13 protein-coding genes are annotated in these 12,932 nt (G+C 63.3%); 6 read left to right on the top strand and 7 right to left on the bottom strand.

The window, feature by feature from the left end; all coding sequences use genetic code 11:
• Nucleotides 1-3 precede the first annotated feature (3 nt).
• The 5 genes from trpC to JQ558_RS29380 all read right to left on the bottom strand — a co-directional run bounded on the left by trpC (nucleotide 4) and on the right by JQ558_RS29380 (nucleotide 4,715).
• Nucleotides 4-825, bottom strand: a complete 822-nt coding sequence (gene trpC, locus JQ558_RS29400; protein ID WP_212295960.1) for an indole-3-glycerol phosphate synthase TrpC — start codon at nucleotides 823-825, stop codon at nucleotides 4-6.
• Nucleotides 826-842: 17 nt separating this feature from the next.
• Nucleotides 843-1,856, bottom strand: a complete 1,014-nt coding sequence (gene trpD, locus JQ558_RS29395) for an anthranilate phosphoribosyltransferase (protein ID WP_212214398.1) — start codon at nucleotides 1,854-1,856, stop codon at nucleotides 843-845.
• A 105-nt stretch (nucleotides 1,857-1,961) separates the two neighbouring features.
• Nucleotides 1,962-3,860, bottom strand: a complete 1,899-nt coding sequence (locus JQ558_RS29390; RefSeq protein ID WP_212295959.1) for a peptidylprolyl isomerase — start codon at nucleotides 3,858-3,860, stop codon at nucleotides 1,962-1,964.
• A 67-nt stretch (nucleotides 3,861-3,927) separates the two neighbouring features.
• Nucleotides 3,928-4,347: a hypothetical protein gene (locus JQ558_RS29385; RefSeq protein ID WP_212272382.1), complete on the bottom strand. Its 420-nt coding sequence runs from the start codon at nucleotides 4,345-4,347 to the stop codon at nucleotides 3,928-3,930.
• A gap of 158 nt (nucleotides 4,348-4,505) precedes the next feature.
• Nucleotides 4,506-4,715, bottom strand: coding sequence for a hypothetical protein (locus tag JQ558_RS29380; RefSeq protein ID WP_212214392.1), 210 nt, complete (start codon nucleotides 4,713-4,715; stop codon nucleotides 4,506-4,508).
• A gap of 1,002 nt (nucleotides 4,716-5,717) precedes the next feature.
• Here JQ558_RS29380 and tpiA point away from each other — a divergent pair.
• A complete protein-coding gene (gene tpiA, locus JQ558_RS29375; protein WP_212295958.1) occupies nucleotides 5,718-6,470 on the top strand; it encodes a triose-phosphate isomerase in 753 nt (250 codons plus the stop codon).
• Between the two features lie 2 nt (nucleotides 6,471-6,472).
• Here tpiA and JQ558_RS29370 read toward each other — a convergent pair whose 3' ends face one another.
• Together JQ558_RS29370 and JQ558_RS29360 are read right to left on the bottom strand one after the other, a co-directional pair.
• Nucleotides 6,473-7,006, bottom strand: coding sequence for a GNAT family N-acetyltransferase (locus JQ558_RS29370; RefSeq protein WP_212296004.1), 534 nt, complete (start codon nucleotides 7,004-7,006; stop codon nucleotides 6,473-6,475).
• A gap of 356 nt (nucleotides 7,007-7,362) precedes the next feature.
• Entirely contained in the window at nucleotides 7,363-7,929 is a 567-nt protein-coding gene (locus JQ558_RS29360; protein ID WP_212214386.1) for an XRE family transcriptional regulator, read from the bottom strand.
• Nucleotides 7,930-8,154: 225 nt separating this feature from the next.
• Between JQ558_RS29360 and secG the strand changes: the two genes are divergently transcribed.
• The 5 genes from secG to JQ558_RS29335 all read left to right on the top strand — a co-directional run bounded on the left by secG (nucleotide 8,155) and on the right by JQ558_RS29335 (nucleotide 12,931).
• On the top strand, nucleotides 8,155-8,538 hold the full coding sequence (gene secG, locus JQ558_RS29355) for a preprotein translocase subunit SecG (RefSeq protein WP_192739556.1): 384 nt from the start codon (nucleotides 8,155-8,157) through the stop codon (nucleotides 8,536-8,538).
• A gap of 167 nt (nucleotides 8,539-8,705) precedes the next feature.
• Nucleotides 8,706-10,337 carry a CTP synthase gene (locus JQ558_RS29350; RefSeq protein WP_212214383.1) on the top strand — a complete coding sequence of 544 codons (1,632 nt, stop codon included), beginning with the start codon at nucleotides 8,706-8,708 and terminating at the stop codon, nucleotides 10,335-10,337.
• A 96-nt stretch (nucleotides 10,338-10,433) separates the two neighbouring features.
• Nucleotides 10,434-10,760: an NIPSNAP family protein gene (locus tag JQ558_RS29345; RefSeq protein ID WP_192739554.1), complete on the top strand. Its 327-nt coding sequence runs from the start codon at nucleotides 10,434-10,436 to the stop codon at nucleotides 10,758-10,760.
• A gap of 91 nt (nucleotides 10,761-10,851) precedes the next feature.
• Complete coding sequence (gene kdsA / locus JQ558_RS29340) at nucleotides 10,852-11,718, top strand: 3-deoxy-8-phosphooctulonate synthase (RefSeq protein WP_212295957.1); 867 nt, start codon at nucleotides 10,852-10,854, stop codon at nucleotides 11,716-11,718.
• 16 nt (nucleotides 11,719-11,734) lie between these two features.
• Nucleotides 11,735-12,931 carry an MFS transporter gene (locus tag JQ558_RS29335; protein ID WP_212295956.1) on the top strand — a complete coding sequence of 399 codons (1,197 nt, stop codon included), beginning with the start codon at nucleotides 11,735-11,737 and terminating at the stop codon, nucleotides 12,929-12,931.
• Nucleotide 12,932 lies beyond the last annotated feature (1 nt).

Raw genomic sequence — 12,932 nt, 5'->3', positions numbered from 1 at the left:
CGCCTAGCGCGTCCCGGTGGCGCGCGGAACGTCGGTTCGGGTCAGCAACGCCCGCGTGGCCGCAGTGACGTCGGCCTGGCGCATCAGGCTTTCGCCGACCAGGAAGGTCGCCATGCCGACGCGCGCGAGGCGCGCAAGGTCCGCCGGCGTAAAGATGCCGCTTTCGCCGACCATCAGGCGATCCCCGGGGATCAGCGGCGCGAGCGCCTCGCTGGTCACCAGCGTGGTCTCGAAGGTGCGCAAATTGCGGTTATTGACGCCGATCATCGGCGAGCGAAGCTTTAGCGCGCGATCGAGCTCCGCGCGGTCGTGGATTTCGATCAGCACGTCCATGCCATGCGCGATGGCGGCATCTTCCAGATCTCTGGCCGTGCCGTCATCGAGTGCGGCCATGATGATCAGGATGCAGTCGGCGCCATGGGCGCGGGCCTCGACCACCTGATAGGTGTCGAACAGGAAATCCTTGCGCAGCACCGGCAAATTGGTCGCCGCGCGTGCTGCGACCATGAAATCGAGGTGGCCCTGGAACGAGGGCGTATCGGTCAGGATCGACAGACACGCCGCACCGCCGGCTTCATAGGCTTTTGCCAATGCCGGCGGATCGAAGTCGGCTCGGATCAGCCCCTTGGAGGGCGAAGCCTTTTTTACCTCCGCGATCAGCGCGTAGTCACCGCGATCAAGCTTTTCACGGATCGCATGCAAAAAGCCGCGCGGCGGCGGCGCGGTTTTGGCCAGCGCTTCAAGGCTTGCCAGCGGATGCTCACGCTTGGCGGCGGCGATTTCCTCGCGCTTGTAAGTCTCGATCTGACTCAGAATGTCGGACATGTCAGGCGCTCCCGCGGTCAGCCGTTGGACACCGCGATCAAATGCTTGAGTTTTGCAGCGGCGGCGCCGCCGTCGAGCGATTTGGTGCCCAGCGCGACGCCTTCCTTCAAATCCCTGGCGCGGCCGGCGACGATCAGCGCCGCCGCGGCGTTCAGGAGAGCGACGTCGCGATACGCGCTCGGCTTGCCGCTCAGCACGCCTTGCAGCGCCACCGCGTTGGCGTCGGCATCGCCGCCCTTCAACGCTTCGCCGCCGACGCGGGCGAGGCCGGCCTCTTCCGGCGTCACCTCGAAGGTGCGGACATTGCCGTTCTCAAGGCTTGCGACAAAACTCGGGCCGGTGAGGGTGATCTCGTCGAGACCGTCGGAGCCGTGCACCACCCAGACCGACTCGGAGCCGAGGTTCTTCAGCACCTGCGCCAGCGGCTGCACCCAGTGCCTCGAGAATACGCCGACCATTTGCCGCTTGACGCCGGCCGGGTTGGACAGCGGTCCGAGCAGGTTGAAGATCGTACGCGTGGCGAGTTCGACCCGGGTCGGGCCGACGTTCTTCATGGCCGGATGGTGCGCGGGCGCGAACATGAATCCGATGCCGGCTTCCTGTACGCAACGGCCCACCTGGTCGGGCGAAAGATCGATCCTGACACCGAGCGAGGCCAATACGTCGGCCGCTCCCGAGCGCGAAGACAGCGCGCGGTTGCCGTGTTTGGCGACGGGCACACCGGCGCCCGCGACAATGAAGGAGGCGCAGGTCGACACGTTCACCGACCCGGAACCGTCGCCGCCGGTGCCGACCACGTCGACGGCCTCCGCCGGCGCCTTGACCCGCAGCATCTTGCCGCGCATCGCCGACACCGCGCCGGTGATTTCGTCGACCGTCTCGCCGCGCACCCGCAGCGCCATCAGCAATCCGCCCATCTGCGAGGGCGTCGCCTCGCCGGACATCATGCTGTCGAAAGCGGAGGCGGCCTCCTCACGCGACAGCGTCGCACCGGTGGCGACTTTTCCGATGATAGATTTGAGGTCGTCCATCGCGTTGCTTTCAGGATTGGGACGTCTTTATCGCTTGAGCATGACCTTCGAGCAAACGCTACGCGCTTGTCGAGGGAAAACCGGTGCCCACGTCCCGGATAATGCTCAGTTGCTGTTCGCGCCCGTCACCTGTGCGAAGGCCGCCTGGTTGATTGTCGTGCCGATCTCTGACTCGATCTTCGTGACGTACTGCGCGATCTGTTCGTCGGTGAGGCCCCGCAGCAATGTCTCCTTCAGTTTCGTGACCTCGTCGGCCGCGACGTTGACCGAGGGCATGCTGACATCGGTGACGCGGTACACGATCCACTCGCTGCCCCCGGCGCCGGCGGTTTGTCCGACGCCATCCTTGGCGGTGCGAAACGCCGCGGTGATGAGGCTCGACGGCACGCCGGATGGAGCGGCGTCGCGCCGGAAGCCGGTTGCGGTTTCGACCTTCGAGCCGATCGACGCGGCTTCTTCGACCAAGGTGCCGCCACGCTCGAGCTTGCCGACCATCTCGGTCGCCTTCGCGCGCAGCTTGCTCGAGATCTGGTCTTCGCGCCACTTGGTTTCGACCTGGGCGCGGACCTCGTCGAGAGTGCGTTCACGCGACGGTGTAACGCCGAGTACGTCGTACCAGACATAGCCGCCGGCAAACTGGATCGGATCGTTGTCGACGCCGACATTGCTTGCGAAGGCTTGGCTGACCACTTCGAGACCGCGCGGAATATTGCCGACCGGCCGGCCGTCAGGGCCGCGGCCGGAGCGGTCGACGGCCTCGATGGTGACTGCCGTCAGTCCGAGCTTCTGGGCGGCTTCGACCACGCTGGCGCCGCCGCCACGCTCGTCTTCCATCTTGTTGTGGAGTTCGGCGACCTTGCCGCGCGCCCGCTCGGTCGCGATTTCCTTTTTTATCTGCGCCGCGACGCTTTCATAGGAAGGCGTCGTAGCCGGTTCGATCTTGCCGACCTTGACCAGCGCCACGACGAACTGGCCTTTTATCGGCTGGCTCACCTCGCCGGAGGGCAGCGCGAACGCCGCGTCGGCGATGGCCGGATCGATGATGGCGGATTTTGCCGTCATGCCGAGGTCAACAAGATTGGCGTTATGCTCCTTGGCGACGTCGTCGAATGACATTCCGGATGTGATGCGGCTGCGCGCGGTGAGGGCTTCCTCGGCGTTTTGAAACACCATCTGCTGCACTTCGCGCTTCTCGGGCGTACCGATCCGGTTACGGCTCTGCTCGAATACCTTCTTCGCATCCTCGTCGGAGACTTCGGACCATTTGCCAAGTTCCTCGGGGCTGACCACGATGAACGACAGTTTGCGAAACTCGGGTGCGCGGAACTGGGTCTTGTGGTCTTCGAAATAGGCGGCGAGCGTCTCGGGCGAGGGCGTGTCGATGGTGCCGGCCTGCGCGGCGTCGAGTTTGATGTAATCGACCGAGCGCTGCTCGTTCTGGTACCGGGTCAAGGCATCGATCATGAGCTTCGGCGGCTCGAGCCCGGCCGTGACGGTGTCCGCGATCTGGCGCCGCAAGCCCAGGCGCCGCCGCTCGGCGAGGTAGCGCTGCTCGGTGTAGCCGGCCTGGCGGATCGCGGCCTGGAAGCGCGCCGGATCGAAATTGCCGCCCAATCCCTTGAACGCGGGATCGTTGTAGATAACCCGCATGGCCTCGGCATCCGACTGTGCAAGGCCCATGCGCCGCGCCTCCTCGTCGAGGGCGGCTTCCGCGATGGTCTGCTGCAGCACCTGGCGATCAAGCCCAAACAAGCGGGCCTGCTCCTGGGTCAGCGGACGGCCGAACTGACGGCCGAGCTGCTGCAGCTTGTCGGTGTAGATCTGGCGGAATTGCTCGGTCGAGATTTCGGTCTTGCCGATCTTGGCCAGCGTCGACTGCCCAAAGCCCTTGAAGATGTCGGCGATGCCCCAGACAGCAAAGCTGAGAATCAGCACGCCCATCACGACGCTCATGACGGCCTTGCCGAGCCAGTTTGATGAGGCTTTGCGTATTCCTCGAAGCATGGGTCCGTCTTCTATCTAAAAATTAAGGGGCTGATTTCATTAGCTTTTTCGGTTTCCCGCCCGCACCTCAGCCATAGGTGCGAGAATAGATGTTCTTTTTTCGGTCTCGGCACGGTCTAACTTGCCGATGGCCCCCGCGGCAAGCCTGCCGCGGTTCGCGCTTTTGGCGTACAGCGTCGCCATCCGCCGACCGGACCAGCCGAAAAACGGCCTCCGGTTCGCGCTCGGTCGCCACATTTCCGGCCGCCCGGGTCACCGCGGCCGTGCGCATGCCGTGAACCGATTTCCGGGCCTCACCCGCCAGATCTGTCTGGCCGACGCCACGAATTCGGTCCCCCGGCGCGCCCTTGGTCCACGGCGCGCCACGGACGATGACGCCGACGTCGCCGGTGGGGCCGGCCTCGAGCGTAGTCTCCGGCTGCGGCAGCGGCAACTCGACTCGCATGCCGGTCTTTTCACTGTCGATCGAGATGACGGTTCGACGCACCGGTAGGCCGCACGACTCGGGTGGGCATACCCGGCCTTAATCCGAGTCACATCACGGCCATGAATCGATCCTGATTGTCGAGGCGACGCTGGTCCGCGACTACGTCGTGACCAAGTCTCAGCGTTGAGACCTTGTTTCCGGCTGCAGCCGCATCCGTATCATTCGGCTCGATAATACAAATGCACTTCGCCGCCATTTGGCATGAGGCGGGATATTCGCTTGATACGTCCCTCGGCGGTTAACCGGTTCAACTTGTGATGCGTTGTTGCGCGCGCCCCAAGTTCATAGCGCATCCAAATCTCAGTGGCGCCCTCTGCATTGTCTTCACTGATTGGAATGGTTGCCCACAACCGATCGACGTCGGGCATGCTGCTGTCTCTTCATTGAGTCCTAGCGCAAGATCGAACAAACCCAGGCGCTCTGCGAGAGCGCCATGCAGAAAGCTAACAGTCAGCTCCGTCGTGGAAAAGAAGATTGGGAAAAATTAGTAGTAGTACCGAGCGCTACAGCCGGCGCTGGCACAAATTGCATAGGAAGGAGCGAGCCCACCCAGGGCCCGTCAATTGCGTCGGCAGAGGCAGGCCGGTCGATACGCGCTTCACGGTTTCATTTGTCGCGCAGCCACGCGGCGTTCTTACCGCAGAACCGCATCCGCTATACTGGTCTGGTGAACAATTTTAGCAACGGCGGCCCCCGATGTTTGCCTAACGGGCTTCGACGGCGCTGCGCTTTCCTTTACAGCTGCGTCAAGTTGAAGGGCCGCGGCCATTGTGAAGTCATCGCCGCCGCCGCTAACGGTCCCGAGCTCGTCCATATTCAGTTCGCGAATTTCAGGCACGGTCCCTCTCCACGGTGGCGGTCGTTTGTCATGTCGGTAGGCTAGCCGTCTGTTCAAATTTGAATGTGTCAGGAGTCACACAACAAACTTGTTCTTTGCGTACAGACTCAGGTCAGATCGGCCCGCCGTTTCACGCGGGTATTTCGCACCCATTCAACTCGGGCCGCCCATTCCAATGGCGGCGGCCGACGGTCAGCCATAAATTCCCCGGACGCTCTCTGATCAGTTGCCGACGAGGCACTCCGCCGGACTAGCTGAACGCAAGAACGAGCCAACTTGAGCACAACATCACAAGGGCGGTTATGATTAGCGCGAGGAATCCGCCGGACACGAAGTCATGATCACGCATGGCACACCTCCTGTCGGGAACGGAGGCTGGTCCGCATTTATTAAAAATTTCGGAATCAGCTTAACGATCTCTGCACGGGCCTATTGAAGCGGTTAACGGCTCAGAGATCACTTGAAGCGGTATCTGGAACTGGTCGCGCGCCTCTGCTAGCGGAGGGGGCCCCATATTCGAGAGAAAATCGACATGACCGACCCCATTCGGCCCCTGATCGCCGGCAACTGGAAAATGAACGGCCTCAAGTCCTCCCTGGCCGAATTTGAAGCGATGCGCGAAGGTGCCGCAGCGGTGGCCGCCAAGGCCGACCTGCTGGTCTGCCCGCCGGCGACCCTGATCGCCACCTTGGCCGACAAGGCCAAGGGCTCAAAACTCGCCGTCGGCGCCCAGGATTGCCACCCGAAGGCCTCGGGCGCCCATACCGGCGACCTTTCGGCCGAAATGCTGGCCGATGCCGGCGCCAGCGCCATCATTGTCGGTCATTCCGAGCGCCGCGCCGACCATGGCGAGACCGATGCCCTAGTCCGGCAGAAGGCGGAAGCCGCCTGGCGAGCAGGGCTGACTGCCATCGTCTGCATCGGCGAAACCCAGGGCCAGCGCGACGCCGGGCAGACGCTGGACGTCTGCGGTGGCCAGCTCAAAGGCTCGCTGCCGGACGGATCGACGTCAGCCAATCTGGTGGTGGCCTACGAGCCGGTCTGGGCGATCGGCACCGGGTTGACCCCGACGGCCAAGGATGTCGAGCAAGTTCATGCGTTTATCCGGGGTGTTCTCACCGACCGATTTAAGGCCGAGGGCGGCAAGATCCGGATTCTCTATGGCGGTTCGGTCAAGCCCTCGAACGCCGCCGAGCTGATGGCGGTCGCCAATGTCAACGGCGCTCTGGTCGGCGGTGCCAGCCTGAAGGCGGCGGACTTTTTGGCGATCGCGGCGGGGTGTTGAGCTCAGACGGGCGCGGCGTCCTTTAGCCGCTTCCAGTAGAACATCGTGCCCGTCATGCCGCCGAGGGGTTTGTAGGCGTAGTCCGGAATGATCCCGGCCAACTTGAAGCCGACACGCTCGTATAGTCCGGCAGCGCCTTCGTCGTCGGCGGTGTCGAGCACCAGCAGCCAGCGTCCGTGATCGATCGCCACGCGTTCGGCCGCGTATAGCAGCGTCTTTGCGACGCCACGGCCGCGGTGGCTGACCCGCGTCATCATCTTGACGATTTCCGCCCGGTGCGGCTGGTTGAGTGCAAGGTCCAGCACCAGCGTTACTGTTCCGACCAGTTGATCGCCGTCGAAGGCGCCGAGAATGATCCGTTCTCCGCGCGCCGCCGCAGCCAGCGATTTGTCCCAGAAGGCATTGGCGACCTCTGGTGCCAGCGGATGCATGAAGCTGACCGAGCCGCCATGGGCGACCGCCTCGATCAGTATCTCGCTGAGGTTCGCGCGGATATCGGGCGACGGGCTCAAGGGTTTGATTTCGATATCAGGCATGTCGTTCAGCCCTCGTTTCCTGGCCGCACGGGCCTGCTTGATCTCTGCAATCCGCTCGACATCCTCGATCTGGAGATGTCGGCCGCGTTCGAGAATTTCCAACGTGTACTCTTCATAAGTGAGTCCGAGCCGTTCGGCCTTTTGAATGCGAAAGGCGACGATGCCGGGCGAGGGATTGTGCCACGCCCTGCGGTGCGCAGCCTTCCAGTAGAAGTAATTTCCGATTCCTCCATCACCCCATTCCGGCCGGTGCGCATCGTCGAGTGGTGGGCCGCCATTGTGGCCGGCCGCGATATTGTTGGCGGGGCTCGCCTGTTCGATCGCGGTGCTCTTGAAGGCAACCTCCGACATCGTTGCTAGCTCCGGGCCAGCGCCACGACATAAATGCAGGGTGCGGCGCTCTCGTTGGCAAAGGTCGTTTGCGCGGGCGGACCGAATCCGAGGCAATCGCCGGTACCGAGGAGATACCTCTCGCCGGCCTCGATGATCACGAGTGCGCCCGCCTGTACCCAGACCACCTGTCGGATATGGGCGTAGGATGAGGCCGGCAGCGTCACGCGCTGTCGTGCCGGCAGTTCGACCCTGATGACTTCGAGCGGATGATCGGGGCGATTAAATAGCTGTGTGCGCAGATAGCCGGTCTCGGGATCGCGCCAGACCGGCTGTTCGCTGGCGCGCGAAAGGCGCTCGCCCTGGCCCTCGGCGCGCAACATCAGGCCGGCAAGCGTGAGGTCGAAGGCGCTTGCGAGCCGGACCAGCACCACCGCGGTCGGACTGACTTCGGCACGCTCGATCTTGCTGATGGTGGCCTTCGAGACCCCCGATCGTTCGGCGAGATCGGCCAGCGACCAGCCGCGGCTGTCGCGCTCGAGACGCAGGCGCTGCGCCAGCCGGTTGCTCAAGTCGTCCACAATAGTATCCATATGTCTACTATAAGAGAAGTGAGCCGCCGTTCGCAAGCTGGAAATGTTGCGACTTCGTGCGGCTCCGCAGCTTGTTGGAAAGCCTGCGGCAATTATCTCCGGAGCAGCTGTTGGGGGTGACAATGCCCCGTCCGATCGTGTAACACCGCGCAACTTCAGGAAAACCCGCAAGCTCAATAGTGCAGCCGAAGCCCGGCGCTCATGGCTTGTGACGGAAGGTTAGAAATGCAGGCCGTCGTTATTGTCGTTCACCTCATGATCGTCGCCGTGCTGATCGGCGCTGTATTGCTGCAGAAATCCGAAGGCGGCGGCCTTGGCATGGGCGGCGGCGCCGGTTTCATGTCGAGCCGCGGAACCTCCAACCTGTTGACGCGGATGACCGCGATTCTGGCGGCAGGCTTCTTTGTCACCAGCCTGTATTTGGCCTGGTCCGCAGGGCTCGATCGCAAGCCCAGCTCGATTCTCACGGGCCCGGCGACGCCGTCCCAGCCCGGAGGGACCCCGATCGCGCCGCCGACCAGCGGCGGCGTTCTGGATACGCTGAAGAAGGTCGACGAACAGCAGAGCCCGCCGGCGCCGTCGGGGCCGCAAGCACCGCGTTCGCAATAAAGCAGGGTGGCTATGCAGGACGGCGACTACCGTCCTGCATCAGAACTTCCCATCAATGCTCTGAAATCGCTTTAATTTTCACGTCACCCACAGCCCGGCAAAATGTTCGCTCAAGCGAAGCGATTCGTTTTGGCGAATCGGAGCAGTGGCCTTAAAGGTTGAGTCCCATGGCGCGGTACATATTCATCACCGGCGGCGTGGTTTCTTCGCTCGGCAAAGGTCTGGCTTCAGCGGCACTCGGTGCGCTGTTGCAGGCTCGCGGGTACAAGGTCCGTCTCCGCAAACTCGACCCCTATCTCAACCTCGATCCCGGAACGATGTCGCCGTATCAGCACGGCGAAGTGTTCGTGACCGACGACGGCGCCGAGACCGATCTCGATCTCGGCCATTACGAGCGCTTCACGGGGCGTCCGGCCACCAAGGCCGACAACATCACCACCGGGCGCATCTATCAGGACATCATCACCAAGGAACGCCGCGGCGATTATCTCGGAGCGACCATCCAGGTGGTTCCGCACGTCACCAACGCGATCAAGGAATTCGTCCTCTCCGGCAATGACGAATATGATTTCGTGCTGGTGGAGATCGGCGGCACCGTCGGCGACATCGAGGGGTTGCCGTTCTTTGAAGCCATCCGTCAGCTCAAGAACGAATTGCCGCGCGAGCACGCGGTCTACATTCATCTGACGCTGCTGCCGTTCATCCCGAGCGCCGGCGAGTTGAAGACCAAGCCGACCCAGCACTCGGTGAAGGAGCTGCGTTCGATCGGCATCCAGCCGGATATCCTGCTGTGCCGCACCGACCGCGAGATACCGAAGGAAGAGCGGCGCAAGCTCGGCCTGTTCTGCAACGTGCGCGAAAGCGCCGTGATCGAGGCGAGGGACGTCGACAACATCTACGCGGTGCCGCAAGCCTACCACGAGGCCGGCCTCGACGACGAAGTGCTGGCCGCGTTCGGCATCGCGCCGAAGATTCCGCCCGCGATGCAGAGCTGGAACGACATCAACGAGCGGGTGCGCAACCCCGAAGGCGCGGTGACCATCGCCATCGTCGGCAAATACACCGGCATGAAGGATGCGTATAAATCGCTGATCGAGGCGCTGTCGCATGGCGGCATCGCCAACAAGGTGAAGGTCAATCTCGACTGGATCGAGAGCGAGGTGTTCGAGCACGAGGATCCGGCGCCGTTCCTCGAACACGTCAATGGCATCCTGGTGCCCGGCGGCTTCGGCCAGCGCGGCGCCGAAGGCAAGATCCGCGCGGCGCAGTTCGCGCGTGTGCGCCACGTGCCGTATTTCGGTATTTGCTTCGGCATGCAGATGGCTGTGATCGAAGCCGCGCGCAATCTCGTCGGCATCGAGGACGCCAATTCCACCGAGTTCGGTCCGACCAGGGAGCCGCTGGTCGGCCTGATGACCGAATGGCTGCGCGGCAACGAACTCGAGAAGCGATCGAAGTCCGGCGATCTCGGCGGCACGATGCGGCTCGGCGCTTATCCGGCGACGCTCAATCGCGGCAGCCGGGTGTCGGCGGTCTATGGCGGCGCCACCGAGATTTCGGAGCGCCACCGCCACCGCTACGAGGTCAACACCGCCTACAAGGACCGCCTCGAACAGCACGGCCTGCGCTTCTCGGGCCTGTCGCCCGACGGCGTGCTGCCGGAGATCGTCGAATATGAGGACCATCCCTGGTTCATCGGCGTGCAATTCCATCCCGAACTGAAATCGCGCCCGTTCGAGCCGCATCCCTTGTTCGCTTCGTTCATTCAGGCGGCGGTGGTGCAGTCGCGGCTGGTGTGACGAGAAGCTGCGCCACCAGCCTTTGACGAACGCGCCAATTGTTGCGACAAACCGCTTCCGTTACCTGCAAGAACAACAATCAGGGGAGCAAAACCGATGATTATGGAAATGCGTGTCTATCGCTGTCTGCCGGGCCGTCTGCCGGCGCTGATGAAGCGCTTCGATACGCTGACGCTGAAATTGTGGGACAAGCACGGCATCAAGCAGGCCGGCTTCTACACCACGCTGATCGGGACCTCCAACCAGGAACTGACCTATTTCGTCGCCTGGGATTCGCTCGCCGACCGCGAAAAGAAGTGGACGGCATTTCAGTCCGATCCCGATTGGATCGCCGGCCGGGCCAAGAGCGAAGAAGACGGCCAGATCATCGACAACATCGTCAGTCAATTGCTGGTGCCGACGGCTTTCTCCTCGGTGAAGTAACCTTGCGTGCAACCCTGATATTCCGGGGTTAAGCAGGGTTGATCCTGATGGCGCGGACCGGCATGGTCCGCGCTGAGCAAAGGAAAATCCCTTGAGCGCGAACATCTCTGCAGCACCGGTGGTGACGGCTGGTCCGGTCAAATTCGGCAACCACTTGCCGATTTCGATCATCGCCGGGCCATGCCAGCTCGAAAGCCGCAGCCATGCGCTCGAAGTGGCATCGGCGCTGAAGGAGATTGCGGACCGTCTCAACGTCGGGCTCGTCTACAAGACCTCGTTCGACAAGGCCAACCGCACCAGCGCCTCGGCCGCGCGCGGCATCGGGCTGAAGCAGGCGCTACCGATCTTCGCCGAGATACGTTCCTCGCTCGGACTGCCCGTGCTGACAGACGTGCACGAGGCCTCGCAATGCGCCGAGGTGGCGCAGGCGGTGGACGTGCTGCAGATTCCGGCCTTCCTGTGCCGGCAGACCGACCTGCTGACGGCGGCGGCCGCGACCGGCAAAATCGTCAACGTCAAGAAGGGGCAGTTCCTGGCGCCGTGGGACATGGCCAACGTCGTCAGCAAGATCACATCAGGCGGCAATCCGAACGTGCTGGTCACCGAACGCGGCGCATCCTTTGGCTACAACACACTGGTGTCTGACATGCGTGCGCTGCCGATCATGGCGCGTACCACCGGCGCGCCGGTGATTTTTGATGCCACCCATTCGGTGCAGCAGCCGGGCGGGAAGGGCACTTCATCGGGCGGCGAGCGCGAATTCGTGCCGGTGCTGGCACGCGCGGCGGTCGCGGTCGGGGTGGCCGGCGTGTTCATCGAGACCCACCCCGACCCTGATAACGCGCCGTCGGACGGACCCAACATGGTGCCGCTGCGCGAGTTCGAAGCGCTGGTGAAGACCCTGATGGGGTTCGATGCGCTCGCCAAGAACCTAACTGCCAGCAGCACGGCGCGCTGATGGCGCGGGCCATGCCGTGACCGCAGCAACCAACCGCCTGCCGCCGGCCCTCAACATCATCGCACTCGCGACCTTTGCGGCCAGCCTGTCGGCCCGCGCGCTCGATCCTGTGTTGCCGCACGTCGCCGAGGATTTCAGCGTCAGCATCGCCGCCGCTGCCGGCTTTGCCGCCGTGTTCGCGTTCACCTTCGCGATCATCCAGCCCGTGCTCGGCGCCACCGCCGACATGTTCGGCAAGGCACGGCTGATGATCGTCTGCCTGGTGCTGCTCGGCGTTGCCAACATTTTGGGCGCGATGGCGACGTCGTTCCCGGAATTGTTTGCAACGCGCATTCTCGCCGGCATCGGCTCGGGCGGGGTGTTTCCGATTGCGCTCGGCCTGACCAGCGATCTCGTCGGCCCCGAGAAACGCCAGCTTGCGATCGGGCGCACGCTGATGGGCTCGATGTCCGGGAACCTGCTCGGAGCCTCGTTCTCCGGATTGATCGGCGATTTCATGGGCTGGCGCGGCGTGCTGGCGATCCTCGGTGCGCTGGTCGTGCTGGCGGCGATTGCGGTGGCGGCTGGATTTCGCGGCGCCGATCTGAAACATCCGCCGCGGACCAGCCTCTCGGCACTCGCACATGGCTACCGCACCATCTTCACCAACCCGAACGCGCGCATCTGCTATTCGGCGGTATTCATCGAAGGCTGCTGCGTCCTCGGCCTGTTTCCCTTTATCGCCGCCTTCCTGTTCGACCTCGGCGAGACCTCGCTCTCGATCGCCGGCATCGTGATCGCTGGCTTTGCGGTCGGCGGCCTGTTTTACACCATGACGATTTCGCGTTTCCTGCCCCGGATCGGCGTCAAGGGCATGATGCTGGCAGGAGCGACGCTGGTCGCGGTGCAACTCGTTGCGGTCGCGATGGGACCGCAATGGAAGCTCCAGGCCTTGAGCCTGCTGTTCATGGGCTGGGGCTTTTACATGATCCACGGCTGCCTGCAGGTATTTGCCAGCGAGCTGTCGGTCGAAGCGCGCGCGACCGCGCTGTCGCTGCATTCGTTCTTCTTTTTCATGGGCCAGACGCTCGGCCCCATCGCCTACGGCTTCGGTATCCAGCACGCCGGCAAGGTCCCGACCTTGCTCACCGCCGCGGCCATCATGGTCGCGCTCGGAATCGTCTGCGCGCGATTGCTGAAGCAGACCCGGCCGGCGGATGCGCGGCCGGGCTAGC

The sequence above is a fragment of the Bradyrhizobium sp. AUGA SZCCT0160 genome (assembly GCF_018130105.1).
Taxonomy (GTDB): Bacteria; Pseudomonadota; Alphaproteobacteria; order Rhizobiales; family Xanthobacteraceae; genus Bradyrhizobium.
Note: the sequence above shows the minus strand (reverse complement) of the source record. Positions and strands in the feature narration are given on the sequence as shown.